General features: G+C 69.5%; 20 protein-coding genes and 3 pseudogenes. 13 read left to right on the plus strand and 10 right to left on the minus strand.

What is annotated here, in order from left to right:
• Positions 1 to 380 precede the first annotated feature (380 nt).
• The 9 genes and pseudogenes from rpmH to ACQEVS_RS17210 all read left to right on the plus strand — a co-directional run bounded on the left by rpmH (position 381) and on the right by ACQEVS_RS17210 (position 7,230).
• Positions 381 to 518 (plus strand): 50S ribosomal protein L34, encoded by a 138-nt coding sequence (gene rpmH / locus ACQEVS_RS17170; protein ID WP_003949374.1) that lies wholly within the window; start codon positions 381 to 383, stop codon positions 516 to 518.
• Positions 519 to 542: 24 nt separating this feature from the next.
• Positions 543 to 908, plus strand: a pseudogene (gene rnpA, locus ACQEVS_RS17175) (ribonuclease P protein component); the annotation flags it as partial.
• Positions 909 to 979: 71 nt separating this feature from the next.
• A complete protein-coding gene (yidD, locus tag ACQEVS_RS17180; protein WP_004939828.1) occupies positions 980 to 1,297 on the plus strand; it encodes a membrane protein insertion efficiency factor YidD in 318 nt (105 codons plus the stop codon).
• Positions 1,298 to 1,300: 3 nt separating this feature from the next.
• A complete protein-coding gene (gene yidC, locus ACQEVS_RS17185; protein WP_433021352.1) occupies positions 1,301 to 2,437 on the plus strand; it encodes a membrane protein insertase YidC in 1,137 nt (378 codons plus the stop codon).
• A gap of 15 nt (positions 2,438 to 2,452) precedes the next feature.
• A complete protein-coding gene (locus tag ACQEVS_RS17190; protein WP_433021354.1) occupies positions 2,453 to 2,974 on the plus strand; it encodes a protein jag in 522 nt (173 codons plus the stop codon).
• 152 nt (positions 2,975 to 3,126) lie between these two features.
• The gene (gene rsmG, locus ACQEVS_RS17195; protein WP_433021356.1) at positions 3,127 to 3,843 is read left to right on the plus strand and encodes a 16S rRNA (guanine(527)-N(7))-methyltransferase RsmG; all 717 of its coding nucleotides are present in this window, start codon (positions 3,127 to 3,129) and stop codon (positions 3,841 to 3,843) included.
• A gap of 268 nt (positions 3,844 to 4,111) precedes the next feature.
• Complete coding sequence (locus tag ACQEVS_RS17200; RefSeq protein ID WP_433021358.1) at positions 4,112 to 5,179, plus strand: ParA family protein; 1,068 nt, start codon at positions 4,112 to 4,114, stop codon at positions 5,177 to 5,179.
• A complete protein-coding gene (locus ACQEVS_RS17205) occupies positions 5,176 to 6,282 on the plus strand; it encodes a ParB/RepB/Spo0J family partition protein (protein WP_433021360.1) in 1,107 nt (368 codons plus the stop codon). Before ACQEVS_RS17200 ends, ACQEVS_RS17205 begins: the two co-directional genes overlap by 4 nt.
• 330 nt (positions 6,283 to 6,612) lie before the next feature.
• On the plus strand, positions 6,613 to 7,230 hold the full coding sequence (locus ACQEVS_RS17210; RefSeq protein WP_433021362.1) for a GNAT family N-acetyltransferase: 618 nt from the start codon (positions 6,613 to 6,615) through the stop codon (positions 7,228 to 7,230).
• A 74-nt stretch (positions 7,231 to 7,304) separates the two neighbouring features.
• Here the strand turns inward: ACQEVS_RS17210 and trxA are convergent, their stop codons facing one another.
• From trxA to murJ, 6 genes and pseudogenes are all read right to left on the minus strand, one after another.
• The gene (trxA, locus tag ACQEVS_RS17215; RefSeq protein ID WP_433021364.1) at positions 7,305 to 7,634 is read right to left on the minus strand and encodes a thioredoxin; all 330 of its coding nucleotides are present in this window, start codon (positions 7,632 to 7,634) and stop codon (positions 7,305 to 7,307) included.
• Between the two features lie 43 nt (positions 7,635 to 7,677).
• Entirely contained in the window at positions 7,678 to 8,646 is a 969-nt protein-coding gene (trxB, locus tag ACQEVS_RS17220) for a thioredoxin-disulfide reductase (protein ID WP_433021366.1), read from the minus strand.
• A 118-nt stretch (positions 8,647 to 8,764) separates the two neighbouring features.
• Complete coding sequence (locus ACQEVS_RS17225; protein WP_433021368.1) at positions 8,765 to 9,688, minus strand: hypothetical protein; 924 nt, start codon at positions 9,686 to 9,688, stop codon at positions 8,765 to 8,767.
• Positions 9,685 to 10,356, minus strand: a complete 672-nt coding sequence (gene sigM / locus ACQEVS_RS17230; protein WP_433027644.1) for an RNA polymerase sigma factor SigM — start codon at positions 10,354 to 10,356, stop codon at positions 9,685 to 9,687. The genes ACQEVS_RS17225 and sigM overlap by 4 nt, the downstream gene beginning before the upstream one ends.
• A gap of 135 nt (positions 10,357 to 10,491) precedes the next feature.
• A pseudogene (locus ACQEVS_RS17235) lies at positions 10,492 to 12,200 on the minus strand (protein kinase family protein).
• Positions 12,201 to 12,309: 109 nt separating this feature from the next.
• Positions 12,310 to 14,187, minus strand: a complete 1,878-nt coding sequence (murJ, locus tag ACQEVS_RS17240) for a murein biosynthesis integral membrane protein MurJ (RefSeq protein ID WP_433021370.1) — start codon at positions 14,185 to 14,187, stop codon at positions 12,310 to 12,312.
• A 152-nt stretch (positions 14,188 to 14,339) separates the two neighbouring features.
• Here murJ and ACQEVS_RS17245 point away from each other — a divergent pair, with 152 nt between their 5' ends.
• Positions 14,340 to 14,573 carry a hypothetical protein gene (locus ACQEVS_RS17245; RefSeq protein ID WP_433021372.1) on the plus strand — a complete coding sequence of 78 codons (234 nt, stop codon included), beginning with the start codon at positions 14,340 to 14,342 and terminating at the stop codon, positions 14,571 to 14,573.
• A gap of 40 nt (positions 14,574 to 14,613) precedes the next feature.
• On the opposite strand, the gene ACQEVS_RS17250 is transcribed toward ACQEVS_RS17245, so the two are convergent.
• Positions 14,614 to 16,932, minus strand: a complete 2,319-nt coding sequence (locus ACQEVS_RS17250; RefSeq protein ID WP_433021374.1) for a DUF6049 family protein — start codon at positions 16,930 to 16,932, stop codon at positions 14,614 to 14,616.
• 208 nt (positions 16,933 to 17,140) lie between these two features.
• Between ACQEVS_RS17250 and ACQEVS_RS17255 the strand changes: the two genes are divergently transcribed.
• The gene (locus tag ACQEVS_RS17255; RefSeq protein ID WP_433021376.1) at positions 17,141 to 18,610 is read left to right on the plus strand and encodes a CCA tRNA nucleotidyltransferase; all 1,470 of its coding nucleotides are present in this window, start codon (positions 17,141 to 17,143) and stop codon (positions 18,608 to 18,610) included.
• A 19-nt stretch (positions 18,611 to 18,629) separates the two neighbouring features.
• On the opposite strand, the pseudogene ACQEVS_RS17260 reads toward ACQEVS_RS17255, so the two are convergent.
• The 3 genes and pseudogenes from ACQEVS_RS17260 to ACQEVS_RS17270 all read right to left on the minus strand — a co-directional run bounded on the left by ACQEVS_RS17260 (position 18,630) and on the right by ACQEVS_RS17270 (position 21,754).
• A pseudogene (locus ACQEVS_RS17260) lies at positions 18,630 to 19,960 on the minus strand (MFS transporter).
• Positions 19,961 to 20,028: 68 nt separating this feature from the next.
• Positions 20,029 to 21,111, minus strand: coding sequence for an inositol-3-phosphate synthase (locus ACQEVS_RS17265; RefSeq protein ID WP_398267749.1), 1,083 nt, complete (start codon positions 21,109 to 21,111; stop codon positions 20,029 to 20,031).
• Between the two features lie 49 nt (positions 21,112 to 21,160).
• On the minus strand, positions 21,161 to 21,754 hold the full coding sequence (locus ACQEVS_RS17270) for a PadR family transcriptional regulator (RefSeq protein WP_004950660.1): 594 nt from the start codon (positions 21,752 to 21,754) through the stop codon (positions 21,161 to 21,163).
• 385 nt (positions 21,755 to 22,139) lie between these two features.
• Between ACQEVS_RS17270 and ACQEVS_RS17275 the strand changes: the two genes are divergently transcribed.
• The gene (locus tag ACQEVS_RS17275; protein WP_433021379.1) at positions 22,140 to 24,797 is read left to right on the plus strand and encodes a transglycosylase domain-containing protein; all 2,658 of its coding nucleotides are present in this window, start codon (positions 22,140 to 22,142) and stop codon (positions 24,795 to 24,797) included.
• Positions 24,798 to 24,943: 146 nt separating this feature from the next.
• On the plus strand, positions 24,944 to 26,434 hold the full coding sequence (locus ACQEVS_RS17280; protein ID WP_433021381.1) for a glycosyltransferase family 87 protein: 1,491 nt from the start codon (positions 24,944 to 24,946) through the stop codon (positions 26,432 to 26,434).
• The last annotated feature ends 35 nt before the right edge of the window (positions 26,435 to 26,469 follow it).

Genomic DNA, 26,469 nt, shown 5'->3' on the forward strand with positions numbered 1-26,469 from the left:
GGGAAGGATTCGGAGTTCAGCCACGGTAGTCAGGCCGTGGCACGTCGTTCAAGTCGTTGTCCACAGGGTGTGTACAAATGTGCCATGGGGCCGTCCGTGGCGCCTCATCCGGGCACGGCTGGTGCTCCCGGGGCCCCAGGGAGGCTACGGTTAATGCTGGTGCGCTGCCGGTTTGACCGGATGGCGTAACGGCGCGTACCGTGACCAGGTCGAGTTGTCGATGGCTGCTGCCGCCTGCCTCCGATGGGCAAGGGTCGCACTTCTCCAAGTTGGAGTGTGATCGTGAAGCGGTGCCTTGCGTATTGCGAGCTTCCTCGTGGGCGCACGGTGACAGCCAGGCGATGTCCCGCCATCACACGATTCATTTCTGGAGCCCCCGAGTGAGCAAGCGCACCTTCCAGCCGAACAACCGCCGTCGTGCGAAGACCCACGGCTTCCGCCTGCGCATGCGCACCCGTGCCGGCCGCGCGATCCTCGCGTCCCGCCGTGGCAAGGGTCGCGCCCGCCTGTCGGCCTGAGCAGCCTGACTCAAGGTCCATGACGTGCTGCCTTCCGAGTCTCGGCTGAGGCGGCGCGAGGACTTCGCGACCGCGGTTCGACGAGGACGCAGGGCCGGGCGCCCACTCCTCGTCGTCCACCTCCGCACCGAAACGGACCCGCACGCGCCTGGGGGAACTGTCCCCCCGGCACGTGCGGGTTTCGTCGTGAGCAAGGCGGTGGGCGGCGCGGTGGTCCGCAACCGTGTCAAACGCCGGCTGCGCCACCTCGTGCGTGACCGGCTCGAAGCGCTGCCCGCCGGTAGCCTGGTGGTGGTGCGAGCCCTGCCGGGCGCGGGCGAAGCCGATCACGGTCAGCTTGCCCGCGATCTCGATACCGCATTGCAGCGGCTGTTGGGAGGGGCGCCGCGAAGCTGCAATCCCCCGGGTACCGATACCCCGGTTCCCCGGAACCCCGGCCATGACCCGGGAGGGAGTGCACGGTGAAGTACCCGCTGCTGTGGTTGATCAAGCTGTACCAGTGGACCATCAGTCCGCTGCTCGGCCCGGTCTGCAAGTACTACCCGTCGTGCTCGCACTACGGCTACACGGCCATCCAGGTGCACGGCGCGATCAAGGGGACGGTGCTGACGGCCTGGCGCATCCTGCGCTGTAACCCGTGGTCGCTCGGTGGCGTCGACCACGTACCTCCCCGGAAGCGTCCGGTCTGGCACCAGCGGCTGAGGAGCCGACTGGGCGGACACCCCGTAGCCGGGGCCGCCGCACAGCCCGAGACTCAGCCCAACGCCCAAGGAGCCTGATACGTGGACACGGTCCTCAAGCCCCTTTATTACGCAGTTTCCTGGATCATCGTCCAGTTCCACTCGTTCTTCAGTCTGATCTTCGACAAGAACAGCGGCTGGGCGTGGGGTCTGTCGATCGTCTCGCTGGTGGTCCTGATCCGTATCTGCCTGATCCCGCTCTTCGTGAAGCAGATCAAGGCGACCCGGAACATGCAGGCGCTCCAGCCGAAGATGAAGGCGATCCAGGAGCGCTACAAGAGCGACCGGCAGCGCCAGTCCGAAGAGATGATGAAGCTCTACAAGGAGACGGGCACCAACCCGCTCTCGAGCTGTCTCCCGATCCTGGCCCAGTCGCCGTTCTTCATCTCGCTGTACCAGGTCCTCAACCACATCGCCCAGGGCAAGACGGTCGGGTTCATCAACCAGGACCTGCTGGCCAGCGCCCGTGAGGCCCACATCTTCGGCGCCCCGCTGTCCGTGAAGTTCATGGACGGCGCGGCCAAGATCGAGAAGCTCGGCTCCACCGTCACCGACGTCCGCGTCGTCACGGTGGTCATGATCGTCCTGATGTCGCTGTCGCAGTTCTACACGCAGCGCCAGCTGATGACGAAGAACGTCGACCTCACGGTCAAGACGCCCTTCATGCAGCAGCAGAAGATGCTGATGTACGTCTTCCCGATCATGTTCGCCGTCTTCGGCATCAACTTCCCGGTCGGTGTCCTCGTCTACTGGCTGACCACGAACGTCTGGACCATGGGTCAGCAGATGTTCATCATCCGCCGCAACCCCACCCCGGGCAGCCTCGCCTACAAGCAGCGCCAGGAGCGTCTGCGGGCCAAGGGCCAGCTCAAGGAGGACCCGGCCGAGGTTGAGGCGAAGCAGGCAGCGGAGGCCGCGCGTGCCGCCCGCCAGCAGCCCAAGCGGCAGCCGAAGGCCAAGCGCACCGCGACCCCGGCCGCCGGGCAGCAGCCGGCCGGCCGCCCGCAGGCCCGTACCAAGGCGTCTTCGGGGAACGGTGCCGCCTCCTCGGAGAACGGTGCCAAGGAGCAGTCCGGGGACGCCAAGCCCAAGCAGGGCGGGGGCTCGTCCCGCGGTGCCAAGTCCGGGCAGCGCAAGGGCGGCCCACAGCGGCCCAAGCACCCGTCGTCCAAGAAGTAACGAAGGAGTCCCACCGTGACGGACACCCAGCACGAGACCCGTGCGGACGCCGCCGAGGGCACCGACCTGCTGACCCGCCTGGAGCAGGAGGGCGAGATCGCGGCCGACTACCTGGAGGGTCTGCTCGACATCGCCGACCTGGACGGTGACATCGACATGGACGTCGAGGCCGACCGGGCGTCCGTGTCGATCATCAGCGACTCCACCAGCCGGGATCTGCAGAAGCTGGTGGGCCGCGACGGCGAGGTGCTGGAAGCGCTCCAGGAGCTCACGCGGCTCGCGGTGAACCGGGAGACCGGCGACCGCAGCCGGCTGATGCTCGACATCGCCGGCTTCCGGGCCCGGAAGCGCGAGGAGCTCGCCAAGCTGGGTGCCCAGGCCGTCGCGGACGCGAAGGAGAGCGGCAAGCCGGTCAAGCTCGACCCGATGACGCCGTTCGAGCGCAAGGTCGTCCACGACGCGGTGGCCGCCGCCGGGCTGCGCAGCGAGTCCGAGGGTGAGGAGCCCCAGCGCCGCGTGGTCGTCCTGCCGGTGTGACCTGCTCCCGTTTCCCGGTAGCTTCGGCCCCGTCTGTGCGCAGACGGGGCCGATCCTTGTCAGCCTGACATCGGACTCCGGTGCTTGGAGTCCCACCGATTCGTCGATACGCAGAGTCGTCGATACAACGTGGTACGGAAGGACGGTTCACTGTGGAAGAGGCAGCGGAGCTCCCCCCGGCGCCCCCGGAGGCACGGGCGGTTTTCGGTGACCGCTTTCAGGACGCCGTCCGCTACGCCGAACTGCTCGCCGACGCGGGCGTCCGGCGTGGGCTGATCGGCCCGCGGGAGGTCCCCCGGCTCTGGGAGCGGCACCTGCTGAACTGCGCGGTGCTCTCCGAGGCCGTCCCCGAGGACGTCTCCGTGTGCGACGTGGGCTCGGGCGCCGGCCTGCCGGGCATCCCGCTGGCCCTGGTCCGCCCCGACCTCCAGATCACCCTGCTGGAGCCGCTGCTGCGGCGGACGACCTTCCTGTCCGAGGTCGTCGAGCTGCTCGGCCTGGACCATGTCACGGTCGTCCGCGGGCGTGCCGAAGAGGTCCTGGGCAAGCTTCCGCCGGTGCACGTGGTGACGGCGCGGGCCGTGGCCCCGCTGGACCGGCTGGCGGGCTGGGGCGTTCCCCTGCTGCGGCCCTACGGCGAGATGCTGGCCCTCAAGGGCGACACCGCGGAAGAGGAGCTGAAGGGTGCCCGGGCCGCGCTCAGCAAGCTGGGCGTCGAGCGCACCTCGGTGCTCCAGGTCGGCGAGGGCGTGGTGGATCCGCCGTCCACGCTGGTGCGGGTCGAGGTCGGGGAGAGCCCCGGCGGTGTCCGCTTCGCGGCCAAGCGGGCCAAGGCCGCCCGGGTGAGCCGGACGCGTCGCCGCCGCTGAATTACTCCGGCCGGCGGCACCGGGAGTGCTCCATACAAGCTGCCTAAAGTATGCGTCACGGAGTGTCGTGACAAGGTAGCCAAAGGTCACGGGCATCGTGTTTCACGTGAAACATCGCTCGTTGCTGCAAGGGATCATCGGTCGTGGCCGTGCGGCCGCGGCTCGCGACCGTCGGCCGGCCGACGCTGTGGAAACTTCCCCGGTATCCACAGGAACGGCGGATTCATCCACAGGAGAGTGGGCCTCACTGGTTCGTACCCGGCGAACCATGGCAGGCTCTCCCCATCGCGAGCCTGATGTCGAGGAGAGTGAATCCTTGCGGTCCGACGCCAATATCGCGGGGCCGATGGCCGACCCGGTCCCCGGTCCCCGCCCCGCCGACTCCGAGCCGGTGCCCGGCCCTCTGGGTACCGCCGAGGTCGTTTCACGTGAAACCCGGATGCCGCGACCCGATCAGACCCGGGTCATGGTGGTGGCGAACCAGAAGGGTGGCGTCGGCAAGACGACGACCACCGTGAATCTGGCGGCCTCCCTGGCGCTGCACGGCAACCGTGTGCTGGTCGTGGACCTGGACCCGCAGGGCAATGCCTCAACCGCGCTCGGCATCGACCACCACGCCGATGTGCCGTCCATCTATGACGTCCTGGTGGACCAGAGAAAGCTGTCCGACGTCGTGCAGCCGGTCCGGGACGTGGAGGGCCTCTTCTGCGCACCGGCCACCATCGACCTGGCCGGAGCCGAGATCGAACTGGTCTCCCTGGTGGCCAGGGAAAGCCGGCTGGACCGGGCCATCAAGGCGTATGAGCAGCCGCTGGACTACATCCTCATCGACTGCCCGCCCTCGCTGGGTCTGCTGACGGTCAATGCGCTGGTCGCCGGTGCCGAGGTGCTGATCCCGATCCAGTGTGAGTACTACGCGCTCGAGGGCCTGGGACAGCTGCTGCGGAACGTGGAGCTCGTCCGCGGCCACCTCAACCCGGAGCTGCATGTGTCGACGATCCTGCTGACCATGTATGACGGACGCACCCGGCTCGCCTCCCAGGTCGCCGACGAGGTGCGCAGCCACTTCGGCAAGGAGGTGCTGAGGACCAGCATCCCGCGTTCCGTCCGGATCTCCGAGGCTCCCAGCTATGGGCAGACGGTGCTCACCTATGACCCGGGGTCCAGCGGGGCGTTGTCGTACATGGAAGCGGCCCGCGAGATCGCGCTGCGGGGCATCGGCGTGCATTACGACGACAGCAGGGCCCATACCGTGGGTCATCAGCCGATGGGGCACCAGTCGGTGAGCCATCAGCAACAGCAGGACCAGCACAGCATGTCGGAGGGGCTGCAGTGAGTGAACGACGTAGAGGACTGGGCCGTGGGCTCGGGGCACTGATCCCGGCGGCGCCGAAGGGGGCGGAGATCGGCACCCCCACGGTGGGGCCCGGCGCCACGTCTCCCACTGCGGTGCCGCTGCTGACCGCCGAGCGGGGGCACGCGCCGGCAGGCGTGACGCCTCTTGAGGGCGGGGTGCCCGTGGCGGAGCCGGTGGACGTCCGGAAGCCCGAGCCGGAGCCCGAGGTCGCCGAAACGGTGGCGGGGGCGCACTTCGCCGAGCTGCCCCTGGACTCCATCACCCCCAACCCCCGGCAGCCCCGGGAGGTCTTCGACGAGGACGCCCTGGCCGAGCTGGTCACCTCCATCCGTGAGGTGGGCCTGCTGCAGCCGGTGGTCGTCCGGCAGGTGGCGCCCGAGCGCTACGAGCTCATCATGGGCGAGCGCCGCTGGCGCGCGTGCCGTGAAGCCGGGCTGGAGAGCATCCCGGCGATCGTCCGGGCTACGGAGGACGAGAAGCTCCTCCTGGACGCCCTCCTGGAGAACCTCCACCGTGCACAGCTCAATCCGCTGGAGGAGGCCGCGGCCTACGACCAGTTGCTCAAGGACTTCTCCTGCACACATGACGAACTGGCGGACCGCATCGGGCGGTCGCGCTCGCAGGTCTCCAACACGCTGCGGCTTCTGAAGCTCTCGCCCGAGGTACAGCTCCGGCTCGCTTCGGGGGTGCTGTCGGCCGGGCACGGCCGGGCGCTGCTCGCCGTGGACGACGTCGAGGAGCAGGAGAAGCTCGCCCGCCGCATCGTGCAGGAGGGCCTCTCGGTCCGGTCGGTGGAAGAGATCGTCCAGCTGATGGGGTCCCGGACGAAGAAGTCGGCGAAGGCCAAGGGGCCACGGGCCGGCGCCCGCGTATCCCCGGCTCTCAGCGATTTGGCGTCCCGCCTTTCCGACCGCTTCGAGACGCGGGTCAAGGTGGACCTCGGGCAGAAGAAGGGCAAGATCGTCGTCGAGTTCGCTTCGATCGAGGACCTTGAGCGGATCCTCAGCACACTCGCCCCGGGTGAGGGCGGTGTGCTGGAGCAGAAGTTGTCGGACGGGCACGCTGAGGACGCGGACGAGTAGGGTTCCGGCCGGATGCACCCCGGGGGCGGGGCGTGTTCCACGGGAAACACGATGTTTCACGTGGAACACGCCCCGCCCCTTTGCCTTTGTCGGCTGTCGGGCCAAACGCCCGGTGGATACGATGCGTTGAGGTATGGCACCACCACGTCGGACATGCGGACGCAGTTGACGGAGGAACGAGGCCATGCGAACGGTGAGCCGGACCGGACTGGTGGCGACGGGCCTGGGCCTGGGCGCGGTCGGCGGATTCGTCGGCGGCCTGCTCAGAGAGCGCAGCGCGCTGGGCGCCGCCCGCGGCGCGGCACAGGTAGGAAGTGAGGAACTGGCTCCATGGGGCGTCGCCTCGTACCGCTCACTCTGGACAATCTGCCGGACCTTCCCAAGCGCTGCCGGGCGTGCGTGTTCTGGGAGCTTGACCCCGTCAGCGGCGAGGCCGCACTGAGGGCGGGCCGGCCCGAGCTGGAGAAGGAGGCGTGGATCTCCGCCGTACTTCTGGAGTGGGGGTCCTGCGGCCGGGTCGTCTATGTGGACGATGAGCCGGCGGGGTTCGTCCTCTATGCTCCCCCGGCCTATGTGCCCCGGGCGACGGCGTTTCCCACCAGCCCGGTGGCCGCCGACGCCGTCCAGCTCATGACCGCCTGGCTGACACCGCGGTTCCAGGGGCAGGGTCTGGGCCGGGTCATGGTGCAGACGGTGGCCAAGGATGTGCTGAGGCGCGGTTTCAAGGCGATCGAGGCGTTCGGTGACGCGCGATGGAAGGAACCCGCGTGTGTCCTCCCGGCAGATCACCTGCTCGCGGTGGGCTTCAAGACGGTGCGTCACCACCCGCGTTACCCTCGGCTCCGGCTTGAGCTGCGGTCCGCGCTGTCCTGGAAAGAGGATGTGGAGCTGGCGCTCGACCGGCTGCTGGGTGCGGTGCAGAAAGAGCCGGCGCTACGGCCGTTGTAGCAGGGGTACTCACGGAACAGGGTCCGTTCCCTCGCGGGGACGGACCCTGTTTCACGTGAAACGTCAGAGCATTCTTACTTGGCGTGGATAACGTCCGACAGTTCGCGCTCCAGGGCGGCCTTCGGCTTGGCGCCCACGATGGTCTGCACGACCTCGCCACCCTTGTACAGGTTCAGGGTCGGGATCGACATGACGCCGTACTTGGCAGCGGTACCCGGGTTCTGGTCGATGTTCAGCTTGACGATCTCGATCTTGTCGCCGTATTCGGCGGCAATGGCCTCGAGGGAGGGAGCGATCTGACGGCACGGGCCGCACCAGTCGGCCCAGAAGTCCACCAGCACGGGCTTGTCGCTCTTGAGGACGTCGTCATCGAAGGACGCGTCGGTCACGGCCTTGAGAGCCATTACGGTCTCCTTGGTTGTTCTCTGTGGGGGAAAAGGGTCAGGCTCAGGCGCTCTGCTCGGGCTCGCGGACGTTCTCGCCGTCGCCGAGGGCGGCGAGGAAGCGCTCCGCGTCCAGGGCGGCGGAACAGCCGGTGCCCGCGGCGGTGATCGCCTGGCGGTAGGTGTGGTCCACGACGTCACCGGCGGCGAAGACGCCCGTGAGGTTGGTCCGGGTGGAGGGCGAGTCGACCTTGAGGTAGCCCTCGTCGTCCAGCTCCAGCTGGCCCTTGAGGAGCTCGGTGCGGGGGTCGTGACCGATGGCGATGAAGAGGCCGGTCACCGGCAGCTCCGAGGTCTCGCCGGTCTTGACATTGCGCAGGGTCAGACCGGAGAGCTTGGCGTCACCGTGGATCTCGGCGACCTCGCTGTCCCAGACGAAGGAGATCTTCGGGTCGGCGAAGGCCCGCTCCTGCATGGCCTTGCTGGCGCGCAGGGCCTCACGACGGTGGATGACGGTGACCGACTTGGCGAAGCGCGACAGGAAGGTGGCCTCCTCCATCGCGGTGTCGCCACCGCCGACCACGGCGATGTCCTGGTCCTTGAAGAAGAACCCGTCGCAGGTGGCGCACCAGGACACACCGCGACCGGAGAGTTCGTCCTCGCGCGGCAGGCCGAGCTTGCGGTGCTGGGAGCCGGTGGCCACGATCACGGCCTTGGCCCGGTGGACGGTACCGGCGGAGTCGGTGACGGTCTTGATCTCTTCGGTGAGGTCGACGGCCGTGACATCGTCCGGGATCAGCTCGGCGCCGAAGCGCTCGGCCTGGGCCCGCATGCTGTCCATGAGGTCCGGGCCCATGATGCCGTCGCGGAAGCCGGGGAAGTTCTCGACCTCGGTGGTGTTCATCAGCGCACCACCGGCGGTCACGGCGCCCTCGAACACCAGCGGCTTCAGCGAAGCACGGGCGGTGTAGAGCGCGGCCGTGTAGCCCGCGGGCCCGGAGCCAATAATGATCACGTTGCGGACGTCGCTCACGGGTGTCTTCCTTGTCTCTGCCGACTGCTGACTGGGTCCTTGCTGGGTCTCACCCCACCCAACGGATCCTACGGGGCGAGCATTCCCCCAGGGACATCGCAGCGGCCGGAGAGACGGCTCAGGAACGCGAGACCGTCTCGCGCGCCAGCACCTTCCCGGGGGCCCCGGGGGAAGTGACGACACAGTCCGCCGCGACGACATAGACGTCAACGAGCGCGGCATCAGAGGAGTGCGGGTAGATCACCAGGTAGGTGTCCGTTCCGGTGAAGCGCTCCTGGCGCACCGTGAGGACGTGATCCGTACGGCCGATGCCCTGGCTCACACAGTAGGGGGCGGTACCGTCCGAAGAGCCCTGGTAGGTCTCGGCGCCGTCCTGCGCGCGCATACCGCGTGTCTCGGCCGGCTTGAGATTCGACAGCGCGTCGTGGACCCGCGTCTTCAGCTCTGCCACGGCCACTGGGGACGCGTCCGTCTGTGGCGCCGCGCGGTCGCTTCCGTCGTCGCCGGCGCCCTGGATGAGGAAGGTGCTCACGCCGATGGCGGCCGCCGCGCAGGCCGTACCCAGAAGCGTGCGGCGCCAGCGTCGGCTGCGGGTGGGCGACTGACGCCCTGGACCGGCGGTGCCTTGGGGACGCCCGGCGGGTCGATCACCGGCCGGTGTTTCACGTGAAACCAGGCGCTCCATGTCGAGGGTGGGATCAAGCGGTGTTTCACGTGAAACGGGACCAGCCATCGCTGCCGTCGTTGTTTCACGTGAAACGCTCGCGGCCGCCTCCTGGGGCGCCGTCGCGTCGAGCAGCGCCTCGGCGGCGAGAGCCGCGTCGATCCTGCCGGCGACGTCCGCCGGCATCCTGGCGGGACCGGGCAGGGTGCCCAGCAACTCGCGGATCTCGTCGAGGGAGGCCCGGACGTCGTCACAGACCACGCAGTCCGCCAGATGTTCCCGCAGGTCCGCGCTGCGCGCGGGAGGGAGCACGCCCTCGGCGAGTGCGGAGATCTCGGAGACCTCCGGGTGCCCGTCCGTATCGGTCGTCGAGGTCACGCCCGCCCACCTCCGCCCTTCACTGGGTTCACGTCACTCCGTCCAGCCGGTGGTGGGACGGACGTCCCCTGCGACCGGTTCCTTTCCCCCTCGATACGAGGGCTACCCCTGCCGCCGGGGCGCAGATGGGTGAGCAATGGCAGCAGTCTCGCCCGTGCTCTGGCGCACCGGCTCTTCACCGTGCCCACGGGAACATTCAATACGGCCGCCGCCTCGGCGACGGGATAACCCTGCATATCGACCAGGACGAGAACGGCTCGCTGATCGGGCGGCAGGGTCGCGAGGGCTCTCAGCAGCTCTCTGTGGAGGTCGCTCCGCTCGGCCGGTTCGGCCGCCGACTCGTGGGGTTCCAGGAGATGCTCGAACTTCTCGGTCTCGGCGAGCGGCGACGTACGGCGTGCGGCGGCCTTGCGAGCCCGGTCCAGGCAGGCGTTCACGGTGATGCGGTGCAGCCAGGTGGTGACGGCGGACTGGCCGCGGAAAGTGTGGGCGGCGCGATAGGCGGAGACGAGGGCGTCCTGTACGGCGTCCGCCGCTTCCTCCCGGTCGCCGAGGGTCCGGAGGGCCACGGCCCAGAGCCGGTCACGATGACGCCGGACGAGTTCGCCGAAGGCATCGGGGTCCCCCGCGACATGCAGCGCGAGCAGCTCGCTGTCACTGCCGGCCATCGGCGTCCGCTGCTGCCGTCCGTCCTCTGCGATGGCACTCACCCCGCCCTGAGAGCGCTGTCCCGCGCGCGATCTGTTGTTGGGACCAACTTAGAGAGGTGGGGGATTGGCTGGGTAGGGCCCAGGGTCTCTCGGTCAGCGGCCGCGGAAGCGGACTTCGGTGATGCCCTGCTTGTGTCCGGCCTTGCTCCACGCTTCTTGTGGGGCGTTGGGCATGGCCGTGATCCACACCAGGACGTATCGCGTCTTGGCGGGTTTCTTGAGAGAAAGCTGTGCGTTGACGCCGTTCTCCGTGACCTCGGACAGTTTCTTCAGGCTGCTCGGCGGACTGGAGGGCGTCAGGCTGTCGGCCGCGTACAACGCGATCGTGGTCCCCCCGCGATGGAGCATGTCGATCTCCGCCTTGGTGACCTGCTCCTCCTTGCCGAGGTCGTAGACGATGCCGACGCCATCCTTGTAGGAGTTGGGCGCGAGCTGGTCATTGAAGGAAAGCGACCGCCAGGCCGTCCCGCTCTCCTGGTCGTAGGTGTTCGGCACCTGACCGGGATGTTGCAGGCCTCCGTCCGTCGCGTACTCCTGCGCGTTACGGATTTTCAGCAGATGGCTGGTGATCTTCTTCTTGCTCTCGTTGTCCGACAGCTGTGACTGCTGAGGATCGTCGTCCGAGTCCGTGTGCTTCAGCAGGGTGTCCGCGAGCTGCCAGCTGCCCAGGCCCAGCGCCGCGATGAGCAGCGAGGAGACGATCCACTTGATGGCGGTGCCGGTACGGCTCTGCAGTGGCGGCGGGGGCACGGGAGTGGGGTGGATGGCCTGGGGGCCGTAGGCGCCGCCCGCCTGGGGCGGGGGTAGGCCGGTGTGGCGGAGAAGGGCGTCTCCGGGGGGCGGATCCGCGGCATGGCCGAGACGGCCTTGGCGAGTTCCTCCGGAGTTGTGCAGGGCGGCTCTTGGCGGGACGCGGTGGCGCCGTCGTTGACTAGCGCGCGCATCGCCAGTTGGGAGAGCCCCCGGTGGACACCGGCCCGCACCTGGTCGGGAGGGATGAGACCGACGCCCTTGGGCAGGCCGGACAGACCGTGGGCGTCCCCCTCGTAGGGCCAGCGCTGGGTGAGGGCGGCGTACAGGAGGGCGCCGATGGCCTCGGTGTCGGTGCGCTGGGGGGTGTCCGAGGTGATGCCGCGAAGCGCCGCCATCACGGCCAGCCCGCGAATGCGGTACTGCCCGGAACCGGTGCGCAGCACGCAGCCGGGGCCCAGGCGCAGGTGGGCGAGGCCCTCGCGGTGTGCGGCGGCCATGGCCTGCGACACCTGGCTGACCAGCTGGTAGGCGTCGAAGGCCGCCATGGGCCCGGAGGCCAGTACGGAGGTCAGTTCGGAGGCGTCGGGCAGCCACTCGTGGACGACGTAGACGAGATCGTCCTCCTCGACGGCGTCGAGAACCTGGACGAAGCGCGGGTCACCCAGCAGCGCGGCGGAGCGGGCCGCGGCCAGCACCGTGCGGGCGCGCGGGTGCTCGGCCGGCAGCAGATGGACGCCGACGGCCCGGCGCAGCTTCTCGTCGACAGCACGCCAGCTGCTGAATCCCTCCAGACGGGTGACGCACTCCTCCAGGCGGTACCGTCCGGCGAGCTTGTGACCGCTGTGCAGTTCGGGCGCGCGGTCGCCGCGCTGGGCCTTTCCGCTTGTCGTGCGCTCGGTGTCCGGGGGCGCACCGGTGCCGCGCTCCCCGGTGTTCCCGGTCTCCGTCCCGTCGGCCGTGGCCTTGTCCGCCTTGGCGGACAGCGACGGTTCGTCCTGCGCGTCGCTGCTGTCTGCCACGTCGACGGCAGCCGTGCTCCGTTCCGCCACCGTCGCTCCTGCCTCCCCGTCCGTTGCACCCTGTCCGCAGCCAAGACAATTGTGCCCACACTCCGTCGCCCTGCACGACACGCGACGACGGGTGATGGTTGTGCTCCGGTCAGCGCCCCAGGCGCCCGCGGACCATGCCGACCATGGCGTTGACCTCTTCCACGCGCATGCGTTTGGCGGCGATGTAGAAGACGCCGAGCAGCATCACGCCACCGCCGATCAGGGCGGCGAGCGAGCCGAAGACGCCGCTGCCCAGGACCTGGCCGATGCCGTAGGCGATGGCGCCGCCGATGAGCGTCGCCGGGACGCACGCGCCGATGAGGCGGGCATACGTACGCACCACGCGGGTGCCGTCCAGATCGCCGCCGAGCCGGTTGCGCAGCCTGCGCCATGCGACCCCCACACCGACGGCGTAGGCCAGACCGTAGGAGACGCCCATACCGACCACGACCCAGCGGGCGGGCAGGATGAAGTAGCTGAGCGCCGAGCCCGCGGCGTTGACCGCCGCGACGATGACCGTGTTGTAGAAGGGGGTGCGGGTGTCCTCGTAGGCGTAGAAGGCGCGGAGGACGACGTACTGCACCGAGAAGGGGATCAGACCGAGGCTGAAGCCCATGAGGGCGTAGCCGAAGAAGCGGGCTCCTTCGACGCCGCCGGATCCGAAGAGCAGCGTGCAGATGGGAACGCCGAGGGCCAGAAAGGCGAAGGCGATGGGCACGATCGCCACCGCCGAGGTGCGCAGGCCCTGCGAGATGTCGTCCCGGACGGCGCTGGTGTCACCGTCGACGGCCGAGCGCGACAGCCGCGGCAGCATCGCCGCCATGATCGAGACGGTGAGGATGGCCTGCGGCATGTTCCAGATGAGCTGGGCGTTGATGTAGGCGATGATCCCGGTGCCCTTCTGGCCGCTGTGGGCACCGGCAGCAGTGGCGAGCTGGGTGACGACCAGGTTGCCCGCCTGGTTGGCGAGCACGAACAGTACGGTCCACTTGGCCAGCTTCGCGGCCTTGCCGAGGCCGTGGCCGCGCCAGTCGAAGCGGGGACGGATTTTGAAGCCCGCCGCCTTGAGGTAAGGGACCATGGCCAGGGCTTGGACGACCAAGCCGAGGAGGGTACCGACGCCCAGGAGCCGAACGCCTTCCGGCGGGATCGTGTGCTCGCTGAGATTCGAGCTGCCCGCCGTGCCGTACACCCAGAGGAACAGCCCGAACGTGGCGATGACGACGACGTTGTTGAGGACGGGCGTCCACATCATCGCGCCGAACCGACCGCGGGCGTTGAGGATTTGCCCCATCACCACGTGCACACCCATGAAGAAGATGGTGGGCATGCAGTAGCGGACGAAGGTGACCGTCACCGAGTTGGCGTCGGGCTTGTTGGCGAAGTCGTTGGACATCAAGGGGACGAGGTACTGCGCCCCCAGCACGGTGATCAGCGTGAGCCCGCCGAGGATCACCGCGACCAGCGTCAGCAGCCGGTTCGCATAGGCGTCTCCACCGTCGGCGTCCTCCTTCATGGAGCGCACGAGCTGCGGGATGAAGACCGAGTTGAGGCCACCGCCGATGGTCAGGAAGAAGATCATTGCCGGGAGCTGGTTCGCTACCGTGTAGGTGTCGCCCAGCACGCCGGCACCCAAGGCGGCGACAATCAGCGCCTGCTTCACAAAACCCAGCAGCCGGGACGCCATCGTGCCCGCCGCCATCAGGGCGCTCGACTTCAGCAGGCCCGCTGCCTTGCCGCCCTTCGCCGCCGGTGCCGCGGGAGCCGGTTCCGGCTCCACCAGGGGCTCGGCCGCCGGAGGCTCCACTGCGGGCACCATCGGCTGGGTGTGTTCCATCGAGGACGGCACCGGGTGCTGCCCGGGCGGCGGGGCCTGCCGGCCCTGCGGCCGCTGCGGCTCGTAGGGCTGCTGCTGGTCCCGGTAGAGGTGGGCGAAGGCGTCGCGCTGGGGTGGCGTGGGCGTCGTCCGGTCGGGGAAACCGCTCACGCTGCCGATGAGCTGGGTCGCGTCCTCGTCACCGGCCGCAGGCGGAGTCTGAGCCTGGGGAGCGGGCGGCCACGCCTGCTGCTGCGGGTACGAGGGGGCGGGCGGCGGGGGGCCTGTGACCCGCCCTGGGGCTGCCCGTACTGCTGCTGTCCTTGGAAGGGCTGTCCGCCCTGGTGGGAACCGCCCTGCCGCGGCTCGCCCTCGTCGGCCGGAGCCTTGCCGGGGTACGGCTCGGCGGGGTAAGGGTCCCCCAGGTATGGGTCCGGGGCGTACGGGCCCGGCTGCGGCGGCTCCTGGGCACCGGGCGGCGCCGGCGGGTACTGGTCCCGTCGGTCACCTCCCGCGCCCCGGCCGCGGTCACCGTCGTACGGCGCGTTCATCCCTAGCCCACCTCATCCGTCCGCGGCCGACCGGCCCCACGACACGTCAACGTTCCACTTTCTCACCCGGCCGGGAGGGCTCACCGCTCCCTGTACCGGTGTCCGCCGCCGGGTCCCCCGGCCGCTCGGGCTCGCCGCCACCGCTGTCACCGCCGTCCGAGGGGCCCTCGCCACCGGTCTCCGGGCCGTCCCCCGCGCCGTCGTGGCTGCCCGACCGCTTGCGCTTCAGGTAGATGCGGAGCCCCGCGAGAACCAGGAGGAGGACACCACCGGCGATGACCAGCAGAACCATAGGGGTGATGGACGTGACATGCACAGTGAAGCGCATCGCCTCACCGACCTGCTGGCCGTCGGCGGTGTAGAGCTGCGCCTTCACCGTGACCGGACCGTTGGCGTAGGCCCTGGTCTCGAACTTCACCGACTGGCTGTGACCGCCGTCGATCTTCACGGGCTGCTTGTCCGTGACCTTGAGACGGTTCGGCTGCGTGGATTCCAGCTGCAGATACAGGTGGTCGATGCCCTGGAGCAGGCCGTTCTTCACGGTTACCGGGATCGTCGCACTGCGGCCGGAAAGGGTCGCGTCGGACTTCTCCACCAGCTTGACCTGGCCCTGCAGGGTGGCGAGGTACGACTGCACGGCCGCGCGGAAGTCGGACGCGCCCGCCGGGTCACCGCGCCAGGAAGTGGACATCTCGCGGATGATCGCGCTGCCGAAGGGGATGACGACCCGGTCCGGGGAGGTCAGGATCGTCTTGAAGGAGGACAGCTCCCGCTGGGTCTTCTGGATCTCCGTGAACGCCTCGGTGGGCAGTTCCTGGGCGCGGAGGGCGTCCGGGTACGAGCCGGGGCCGGGCACCCGGCGGCCGGCGGCGGGGTCCGGTTTGGCCTTGGCCGCGTCGCTCAGGCGGTCGAGTGGCTGGGTCCAGCGTCCGGCGGACAGCCCGTTCAGCGCCGTCGCCATCGCCTGGGCCTGGCTGGTGGTCGGCATGCGCTGTGGGGCGACGACGATGCTGCGCTCGTTCTCCGGCGCCTGCTTGTTGATCATCAGGCTCTGTGCGAGGAACCGCTGCACCGCGAGCGATGCGTCGCCCGCATGGGTCATATCGCCTTCGAAGGCCGTGGAGAGGCGCGCGTCGGCGACGATGGCCGTGTTCCCCCCGCCGATCTGGCGGGCCGCCGTGGGGGCGTAGGGAGAGCCGTCGGGCTCCCGGAGGCTGTCGCTGCGGGTGATGATGTTGTGGGCGCCGGCCGAGGTGCCGACGTCGACGACGGAGCGGTCGATGGCACCGTCGACCGGCCAGGCGAAGTCCGTGCGCGGCTTCGTCTGGAGGATGGTGTCCACGGTCATGGCCGCGAGCTCGGTGGCGGACTGGAGGTGGCTGAGGCCGCCGCCGCGGTGCGCCAGCGAGGCGATGTCCGGGTCGCCGAAGGGCAGGGCGACGACCTCCTTGCCGTTCACCGCCGTCTGCAGCTGGCTGAGCCACTGCTTGGCGACCGCCTGGCCCCGGCCGGGGGTGTCCTTCCCGCCGGGCCCGGCGACCTGGTAGCTCTTGGTCATCGCCTCGACGGTGGCCAGCAGATCGGGGTCGATCACCCAGGTGACGTGCAGGTCCTGGCCCAGGGCCACCAGCTGTTGGAGTCGGCCGCCCGGGGCCAGCTCCGCGGCGAGGTCGTCGTTGGGGAAGATCGGCGTCTGCTGCTGGTCCGACTCGGTGCGGGCCGTGAGGTGGGTGCCGGAGATCAACGGCCAGAGGAAGGTGACCTTGGTCTTCTTGCCGTCGGCGCCGGACGGCTGCCACGGAAGCAGGGTGCGACGGATGCCGAGCACCCGGTCGTACTGCTGGTCGCTGGTCTGCCCGGAGAACGAGACGCCCAGCGCGTAGACACCGTCCCGGTCCAGATTGAGGTCCTTCGCGGGGACGGTCAACGTGAACTCACGGGAGATGCCCGGCTGGAGCTTTCCGATCTTCTGTGTGTGGCCGCTCAGCTCGGGGCCGTCGGTGCCCGCGGAGAAGGGGGTCCGGTCGCCGATGTCGTCGATCTCGCTGCGCGTCGAGAGCAGCCCTCCGACCCGCAGCCCGACGTGTCCGGCGCTGACCGTGGACCGTCCCTTGTTGGTGACCGTCCCCGAGACCGTGATCTTGTCGCTCTGGGTGGGGGCGACGGGGGTCAGGGAGTCGATGGAGACCGCGACCGTACGGGAGCCCGTGCCGTCGGCGCGGGCCGTGGGCGCGGTGGAGAGCTCGGTGGCGCCCAGGAGCACCAGCAGTACGGCGAGCAGGGGCAGGACCGCCCGGATCCGGTGGAAAGCGGCAGGAGGCGTCGTCCCCCGGAACGTCTCCTGGAACTCTGCCGCCTCGGCCACGCGCTCGCCCGTCCCTCGTCGTCGTCAGTGGTCGTCGGATGTGCGTCCACGAATGGTAACGAGGCGCGCTGTGCCGAAGTGCTGCGGACCGTAGCGCAAGATCACCGGAGCGGGCCGATGCCCAGGCTGTGGCGGTTTATGACGGTCCTCACACAGCTCCGCCGATAGAGGACGGCTATAGGCGTCCGGCCACGTACCCTTTCCTGTTGTGCCGAACGCCAACAACAGCCACTCCGTGCCGACGAACGAACTGAGCCAGGTGCAGCGCCGCGCCGTGAGCGAGCTCCTGCGGGTGTCCCCCGTGGCCGACGACCTCGCCCAGCGCTTCCGCGCCGCCGGGTTCACCCTCGCCCTGGTCGGCGGCTCGGTACGGGACGCGCTGCTCGGCCGTCTCGGCAACGACCTGGACTTCACCACCGACGCCCGTCCGGACGACGTGCTGAAGATCGTCCGGCCGTGGGCGGACACGGTCTGGGAGGTCGGCATCGCCTTCGGCACCGTCGGCTGCCGCAAGTCCGGCTTCGATCTTGAAATCACGACTTATCGGTCGGAGGCGTACGACCGGACCTCCCGCAAGCCGGAGGTCTCCTACGGCGACTCCATCGAGGAGGACCTGGTCCGCCGTGACTTCACCGTGAACGCCATGGCCGTGGCGCTCCCGGAGAAGGAGTTCATCGACCCGCACAACGGCCTGGAGGATCTCGCCGCCCGGGTCCTGCGGACTCCCGGCACCCCGGAGGAGTCCTTCTCCGACGACCCGCTGCGCATGATGCGGGCCGCTCGCTTCGCCGCCCAGCTCGACTTCGAGGTGGCGCCCGAGGTGGTCACCGCGATGGAGGAGATGGCCGGGCGGCTGGAAATCGTCTCCGTCGAGCGGGTCCGGGACGAGCTCAACAAGCTCGTCCTCTCCGATCACCCGCGCAAGGGTCTCCGGCTGATGGTCGACACGGGACTGGCCGCCCTGGTCCTGCCGGAGCTGCCGGCCCTGCGGCTGGAGCGTGACGAGCACCACCGCCACAAGGACGTCTACGAGCACAGCCTCACCGTCCTCGACCAGGCCATCGACCTGGAGGCCCCGCGCGGCGAGCCGGGCGGTGGTCCCGACCTGACGCTGCGGCTGGCGGCCCTGCTGCACGACATCGGCAAGCCGAGGACGCGCCGCTTCGAGAAGGACGGCAGGGTCTCCTTCCACCACCACGAGGTGGTCGGCGCGAAGATGACCAAGTCCCGGATGACCAAGCTCAAGTACCCCAACGAGCTGGTGAAGGACGTCTCCCGGCTCGTCGAGCTACACCTGCGCTTCCACGGCTACGGCACGGGCGAGTGGACGGACTCGGCCGTCCGCCGGTACGTCCGGGACGCCGGGCCCCTGCTGGACCGGCTGCACAAGCTCACCCGCTCCGACTGCACGACGCGCAACAAGCGCAAGGCGCAGGCGCTCTCCCAGGCGTACGACGGGCTGGAGCGGCGCATCGCGGACCTTCAGCAGAAGGAGCAGTTGGACGCCATCCGCCCGGACCTGGACGGCAACGACATCATGCGGATCCTGGACATCGCTCCGGGACCCCAGGTCGGCAAGGCGTACCAGCACATGCTGGAACTGCGGCTGGAGAACGGCCCCATGGAGCATGACGAGGCCGTCGCCGCGCTGAAGGAGTGGTGGGCCGCGCAGGGCTGACCGTTCCGTCGGCGATGTTTCACGTGAAACGTGGGGCATCGTCGGCGGCCTCGGGCCCGCCCTCCGTCGGCGATGTTTCACGTGAAACCCGGCCTCGGACCGCCAGCGCGGCGGCCGTCGCCGCGTAGAGCACGGCGACGGTGACGACCAGGGGCATGGACCGGCCGTCGTGCGGCAGCATCAGGGCCGCCACGGCGGCGGCCCCCACGAAGGCGACGTTGAACAGGACGTCGTAGAGGGAGAACACCCGGCCGCGGAAGGCGTCGTCCACCGAGGCCTGGACGACCGTGTCCGTCGAGATCTTGGCGCCCTGGGTGATGAGCCCCAGGACGAAGGCGGCGATCAGCATCGGGACCGGCTCGAAGGGCAGTCCCAGGGCCGGTTCGAGCACGGCGGCGATGGCGGCGCAGACGACCATCCAGCCGAGCTGCCCGAACCTGCCCACAGCCCAGGGGTGATCAGGGCCGCCGCGAAGAAGCCGGCCCCCGACACCCCGACCGCGAGCCCCAGCAGGGCAAGTCCGGCGGAGTCCGTCTCCGTCCAGGCGTAGCGGCACAGCATCAGCAGGGTGACGGTCAGGGCGCCGTAGCAGAAGCGCATCAAGGTCATCGCGGCGAGCGCCCGTGCGGCGGGCCGGCGGTGGGCCAGATGGCGGAGCCCGGCGGTCAGGCCGTGGACGGTCATCCCGATGGCCGTACGCAGGGTGGTCGGCGTTCCGTTGGTGTCCGGGCCCAGCAGGCCGGGCGGCATGCGCAGGGCGCTGAGGCCGGCGCAGAGGTAGAGCACGGCACCGACCAGGACCACCAGGGCGTCGGAGGCGCTCCCCTTGGGGGCGGCGAGCCGGACCGCGAAGGCGATTCCGCCGCCGGCGGTGGCGGCGAGAGTGCCGGCGGTGGGTGAGACCGAGTTGGCCATCACCAGCCGCTCCCGGCTGTCGACCACATGCGGCAGGGAGGCGGAGAGGCCGGACAGGACGAAGCGGTTGACGGCCGTCACCGAGAGGGCCGAGGCATAGAAGATCCAGTCGGGGACCGCCGCGAGGATGAGCACGGCGGTGCCGACGGCCAGGACGGAGCGGACCAGGTTGCCGTGGAGCAGCACCTGGCGGCGGCGCCAACGGTCCAGCAGGACGCCGGTGAACGGGCCCAGCAGCGAGTAGGGCAGCAGCAGGACGGCCATCGCCGAGGCGATGGCGGCGGGGGACGCCTGTTTCTCGGGGGAGAACACCACATAGGCGGCGAGCGCGACTTGGTAGACGCCGTCCGCGGCCTGGGAGAGCAGCCGTACGGTCAGGAGACGGCGGAAATCGCGCAGTCGGAGCAGGACGCGGAGATCACGCACAACGGGCATGGCGCACAGCCTCACACACGGGACAGGCCCTCGGGGGATTCCCTCCGAGGGCCTGAACGGGGGTGGGGTCAGCGCTCGACTTCACCCTTGATGAACTTCTCGACCTGGTCGCGCGCCTTGTCGTCGAAGTACTGGACGGGCGGCGACTTCATGAAGTACGAGGAGGCCGACAGGATCGGGCCGCCGATGCCGCGGTCCTTGGCGATCTTCGCGGCACGGAGGGCGTCGATGATGACACCGGCGGAGTTCGGGGAGTCCCAGACCTCCAGCTTGTACTCCAGGTTCAGCGGGACGTCGCCGAAGGCACGGCCCTCGAGGCGGACGTAGGCCCACTTGCGGTCGTCCAGCCAGGCCACGTAGTCGGACGGGCCGATGTGGACGTTCTTCTCGCCGAGGTCCCGGTCGGGGATCTGGGAGGTGACGGCCTGGGTCTTGGAGATCTTCTTGGACTCCAGGCGCTCGCGCTCGAGCATGTTCTTGAAGTCCATGTTGCCGCCGACGTTCAGCTGCATCGTGCGGTCCAGGATGACGCCCCGGTCCTCGAAGAGCTTGGCCATCACGCGGTGCGTGATGGTGGCGCCGACCTGGGACTTGATGTCGTCGCCGACGATCGGGACACCGGCCTCGGTGAACTTGTCCGCCCACTCCTTGGTGCCGGCGATGAAAACCGGGAGGGCGTTGACGAAGGCGACCTTGGCGTCGATGGCGCACTGCGCGTAGAACTTCGCGGCGTCCTCGGAGCCCACCGGCAGGTAGCAGACGAGCACGTCGACCTGGCGGTCCTTGAGGACCTGGACCACGTCGACGGGGGCCTCGGGGGACTCCTCGATGGTCTGGCGGTAGTACTTGCCGAGACCGTCCAGGGTGTGGCCGCGCTGGACCGTCACGCCGGTCGCGGGGACGTCGCAGATCTTGATCGTGTTGTTCTCGCTGGCACCGATGGCGTCCGCGAGGTCGAGACCGACCTTCTTGGCGTCCACGTCGAACGCGGCCACGAACTCGACGTCGCGCACGTGGTAGTCGCCGAACTGCACGTGCATCAGACCCGGCACGCGGCCGTTCGGGTCGGCGTCCTTGTAGTACTCGACGCCCTGCACCAGCGAGGCGGCGCAGTTGCCCACGCCGACGATGGCTACGCGAACCGAACCCATTCCGGTTGCTCCCTGTTCGTTCTCGACGAAGCCCTGCTGTGTGCAGGGCTCACTGGTCCGGACCGGTGCGTCTGTCACGCCCGGCCCGCTCGCTCTCGATCAGCTCGTTCAGCCAGCGGACTTCGCGCTCCACCGACTCCATGCCGTGCCGCTGGAGTTCGAGGGTGTAGCTGTCCAGCCGCTCGCGTTCGCGGGAACGGGCGAGAGAGGCACGCATCTTCTCCAGCCGCTCCTCGAGCCGGCTGCGGCGGCCTTCCAGTACCCGCATCCGTACGTCCCGCGAGGTCTGTCCGAAGAACGCGAAGCGGGCGGCGAAGTGCTCGTCCTCCCACGCGTCCGGACCGGTGTGCGCGAGCAACTCCTCGAAGTGCTCTTTTCCCTCTGCCGTCAGCCGGTAGACGATCTTCGCCCGCCGTCCGGCCAGGGACGCCGCCTTGGCGTCGTCGGGAGCACTCCCCTGCTCCTCCACCAGCCAGCCGTTCGCCACCAGGGACTTCAGGCAGGGGTAGAGGGTGCCGTAGCTGAACGCCCTGAACACCCCGAGCGAGGTGTTCAGCCGTTTCCGCAGCTCGTAGCCGTGCATGGGGGACTCGCGGAGCAGGCCGAGGACGGCGAACTCGAGGATGCCGGAGCGTCTGCTCATGTTTCGCCTCCTTGTCCCCCACAGCCTAGTCCTTTGCTCCCGCGTCTTTACTGGTCACTTATGCCGAGCTGATGTATCGACTCGATACATCCAGACGATAGAACGAGCCTCCTGAGTCGACAAGAGGAGGAACGGTGAACGAGGTCACATCACCGGTTCGTGGGACACGAGCGGCCTGAATTGGAGTGAACATCCCCAGTAGTCGCGATTTGACCGTGCGTACTCTGTGCGCCATGCAGACCACTGGGAACCGGGTGACGCGACATGACGTCCTCGTCCCGGATGCAGTGCGCCCGGCCGTTCAGGGGGCCGGATCGCACCGGGGGGAACGCAAGCCACCTGCCGCTTCCAGGCGATAGCGCCTGCCCGAGGAAGTAGTCGTTCGATGAGCGAGCATCGCCGTAAGCCGCCCCAGCCGCAGGGCGGCGGACGAGCCGCGGCCCGGCGGGCGGCGCAGCAGCCGACGCCCGGCCGCCGCGCCGCACCACGCGGCGGCCCCGCCCTGCCCGGCCGCGACCGGGCGGAGGAGCCCCGGTCGGGGGGCCGCGCCGAAGCCCGGCGGGCGGACCGGCGCGGCGCCGCGCCGGGAGGGCGCAGACGTCCGCCCGGCGGTGCGGGGCCGGGCCGGTCCCGGCGGGACGGTGGCAGGCCGGGGAAGAAGCGGTTCATCGACTATCCGCGGGCCGGCCGCGACGGCTGGCGGCGCTGGATCCCGTCCTGGCGCCTGGTCACCGGTTCGATCGCGTCGTTCATCGGGCTGATCGTGGGCACCGTGGGCGTGGCCCTGGCCGTGGTGCAGGTCCCCAGCGCCCAGCTGGCCTCGAAGGTGCAGAAGAACGTCTATTACTGGTCCGACGGCAAGCAGATGGTCGTGGCCGGCGGCGGCAGCATCAACCGGCAGATCGTGCCGATCTCGCAGATCCCGATGTCGATGCAGAACGCGGTGATCTCCGCCGAGAACGCCAGCTTCTACAAGGACTGGGGCGTGGACCCGATGGGCATCGCCCGCGCGGTCGTGAAGATGGCGCAGGGCGGTGAGACGCAGAGCGGTTCGACGATCACCCAGCAGTTCGTGAAGAACACGTACCTGAGCCAGGAGCAGACGCTCAAGCGCAAGGCCACCGAGCTGCTGATCTCGGTCAAGGTCGGGGCCACCCAGGACAAGCACGACATCCTCGCCGGCTATCTCAACACCGCCTACTACGGCCGGGGGGCCTACGGGATCCAGGCGGCGGCGCGCGCGTACTACGACAAGGACTGCGCGGACCTGACGCCGAGCGAGAGCGCCTACCTGGCGGCGACGCTGAACGGGCCAAACCTGTACGACCCGTACGGCGGCCAGGGGCCGGCGGCGACGCCGGAGAAGAACACCAAGCGGGCCACGGACCGCTGGAAGTGGACGCTGGACCGTGAGGTCCAGGTCGGCCATATGCAGGCCGCCGAGCGGGACAAGTGGGTCGGCCAGGGCTTCCCGCAGCCGCAGAAGCCGAAGCCGGCGACCAACCGCGCGGGGCAGATCGGCTACCTCACCGACCTCGCCGACAACTACATCACCAACCACTCCACGATCAGCAAGGGCGAGCTGGACAAGGGCGGTTATCAGATCTACACGACCTTCGACCGGAAAAAGGTCAACGCCCTGGCAAAGTCGGTCGAGGACGTGCGCAAGGCGAACCTCAAGCCCGATGTGCGGGACGTCGACAAGTACGTCCAGTTCGGCGGGGCGTCGGTCGAGCCGGGCACCGGGAAGATCGTGGCCATCTACGGCGGCGAGAACGCCCTGACCCACTTCACCAACAACGCGGACTACACCGGTGTCCAGGTGGGATCGACGTTCAAGCCGTTCGTGCTGGCGGCGGCCATGACGCACGGGAAGCGGAACCCCGCCCTCGGGGCGCAGCAGAGCGACAGCCAGCGCACGCTCGTCTCCCCGGAGAGCATCTACAACGGTGACAACAAGCTGGCCCTGCGGATGTACAACGGGACCGTCTGGCACGACCAGGACGGCCAGGAGTGGCACCAGAAGAACGACGGTGACGAGGACAAGGGCCTGATCAGCCTCCGGACGGCCATGCAGTTCTCCGTGAACACGCCCTACATCCAGCTGGGCATGGACGTGGGCACGGACCTGGTCCGGGAGGCGGCGCTGGCCGCGGGGCTGGACAAGGAGCAGCTGGCCTCGATCACCCCGACCTTCTCGCTGGGCACCTCCGCGCCGAGCGCGATCCGGCTGGCGGGCGCCTACGCGACCTTCGCGGACAGCGGCCGGCAGATCGACCCGTACTCCGTCGAGAAGGTGGAGAAGAACGGCAAGCCGGCCTACCAGCACGAGAAGAAGAGCGCCCAGGCGTTCAGTGCCAACGTCGCGAACAACGTCACCGACGTGCTGAAGACGGTCGTGGAGGCGGGCACCGGTACGGCGGCCAAGCTGGGCGCGCGGCCGGTGGCGGGCAAGACGGGCACGACGGACGGGAACCGCTCGGCGTGGTTCGCGGGCTACACCCCGCAGCTCTCCACGGCCATCGGGATGTACCGCGTCGACCCGAACGCCAAGAACCAGCAGTTCCTGTCGATGCGCGGGGTGGGTGGCAAGCCCACCATCCACGGTGCGTCGTTCCCGGCGGAGATCTGGGCCGACTACATGGGCAAGGCGCTCAAGGGCGTTCCCATCCGGCAGTTCGACCCGCCGCAGCCCATCGGCGAGAAGATCTTCGGCGACGGGGCCAGCCCATCCCCGGCCCCCGCGCCGTCGGCGTCGCCGTCCGCGTCGCCCTCGGAGTCGGCGCCCGCGTCCCCGTCCGCCCCGCCGTCCCCGACGCCTCGGCCCACCCGGACCTGCGGGATCCTCGACCCGCGGTGCCGGCTCGGCGACCACGGGCACAAGGACGACGGCGGGCCCGGCGGCGGCCCGGCCGGGGCCACGGGCGGCGAGCCCGGTGGTCCGGGCGGCCAGGAGGGCGACCCGGGTGGCGGCGACGACCAGATGCCGCCGGGACAGAGCCGGCGGCAGGGCGGCGGCCTCTTCGGCGGGCCGTTCGGCTGAGCGTCCACCGCCGCTGAGCGCGCGCTGAGGCTTCGGGGCCGTTCCGTTCACTCGGAACGGTCCCGAGGTTTTCCACAGGCGCGGGCTTGTCCCCGGGTTGTCCACAGCCTCCAGCGGGCCCGGGGGACGTACGGCAGGATGGGCGCATGAGGAGCGTGCGGGACGACCGGATGGTGCGGCCCACCCAGGAGGACGAGGTCGCCGCGGCCGGCAGCGAGCTGATCGGCGGGCCGGCCGGGCGGCGTGCGCTGCCCGGCGGGTGGCGGACGCCGGTACGGGTGGTCGTGCTGGTGATGATCGGCATGTTCGCGCTCGGCATGGTGCAGAAGGTCCCCTGCTACGACCACGGCTGGTTCTTCGGCGCCACCACCCAGTACACCCACGCCTGTTACTCCGACATACCGCACCTGTTCACGGGCCGCGGCTTCGACCAGGGGCTGATCCCCTACCTGGACGAGATCCCGCGCTCCATGGGCGACATGGACTACCTGGAGTACCCGGTCCTGACCGGGGCCTTCATGGAGGTCGCCGCGCTGCTGACGCCCGGTGGCGGTGCTCAGCACCGGGCCCAGCTCTACTGGTTCGTGAACTCGGGGATGCTGCTGGTCTGCGCCGTGGTGATCGCCTTCTGCGTGTCCCGGACGCATCGGCGGCGGCCCTGGGACGGGCTGCTGGTGGCCCTCGCGCCGGCCTTCGCGCTGACGGCCACCATCAACTGGGATCTGTTCGCGGTCGCCCTGACCTCGGTGGCGCTGCTCGCCTGGTCGCGGGGGCGTACCGGTACGGCGGGGGTGTTCATCGGGCTGGCGGCGGCGGCCAAGCTGTATCCGGTGCTGCTGCTGTGGCCGCTGTTCCTGCTGTGCTGGCGGGCGGGCCGATGGCGGGAGTTCCGGACCGCGCTGTCGTCGGCGGTCGTCGCCTGGCTGGTGGTGAACGTGCCGCTGATGCTGGTCGTCGACGGGCCGACGGCGCCGATCCGGGCCGGCTGGGCGAAGTTCTACACCTTCAGCCATGACCGGCCGGTCGACTACGGCTCGCTCTGGCTGCTCGTCTCCCAGCGCACGGGGGACCCGATGGACGACGTCAACACCTACGCCGTGGTGCTGATGGTCCTCGGCTCCCTGGCGATCGGCGCGCTGTGCCTCTACGCGCCGCGCCGCCCGCGCCTCGCCCAGCTGGTCTTCCTGGAGATCGCGCTGTTCGTCGTCACCAACAAGGTCTACTCGCCGCAGTACGTGCTGTGGCTGATCCCGCTGGCGGTTCTGGCCCGGCCGCGGTGGCGGGACTTCCTGATCTGGCAGACGTGCGAGGTGCTCTACTTCCTCGGCATCTGGTCGCACCTGGCGTACACGGGCGACGGCGACAAGCACCAGGGGCTGCCGCAGGACGGCTATCAACTCGCGCTGGTGCTGCACCTGCTGGGGACGCTGTACCTGTGCGCGCTGGTCGTGCGCGACGTTCTCAGGCCCGACCGGGACGTGATCCGGCGGGACGGCTCGGACGACCCGTCCGGCGGGCCGTTCGACCGGGCGCCGGACATACGCGTCCTCGGCCGGGCGCGGCCGCGGGAGTGGCAGGACGAGCGTCCGGAGACCTTGCGGGTCCAATGGGGCTCCGGGAGCGGCGGCACGGTCTAGCCGCCGCTGCGGGGCCGGTCACACGGGGAGATCAA

It is taken from the genome of Streptomyces sp. CA-181903, from assembly GCF_050937075.1.
Classification (GTDB): Bacteria; Actinomycetota; Actinomycetes; order Streptomycetales; family Streptomycetaceae; genus Streptomyces.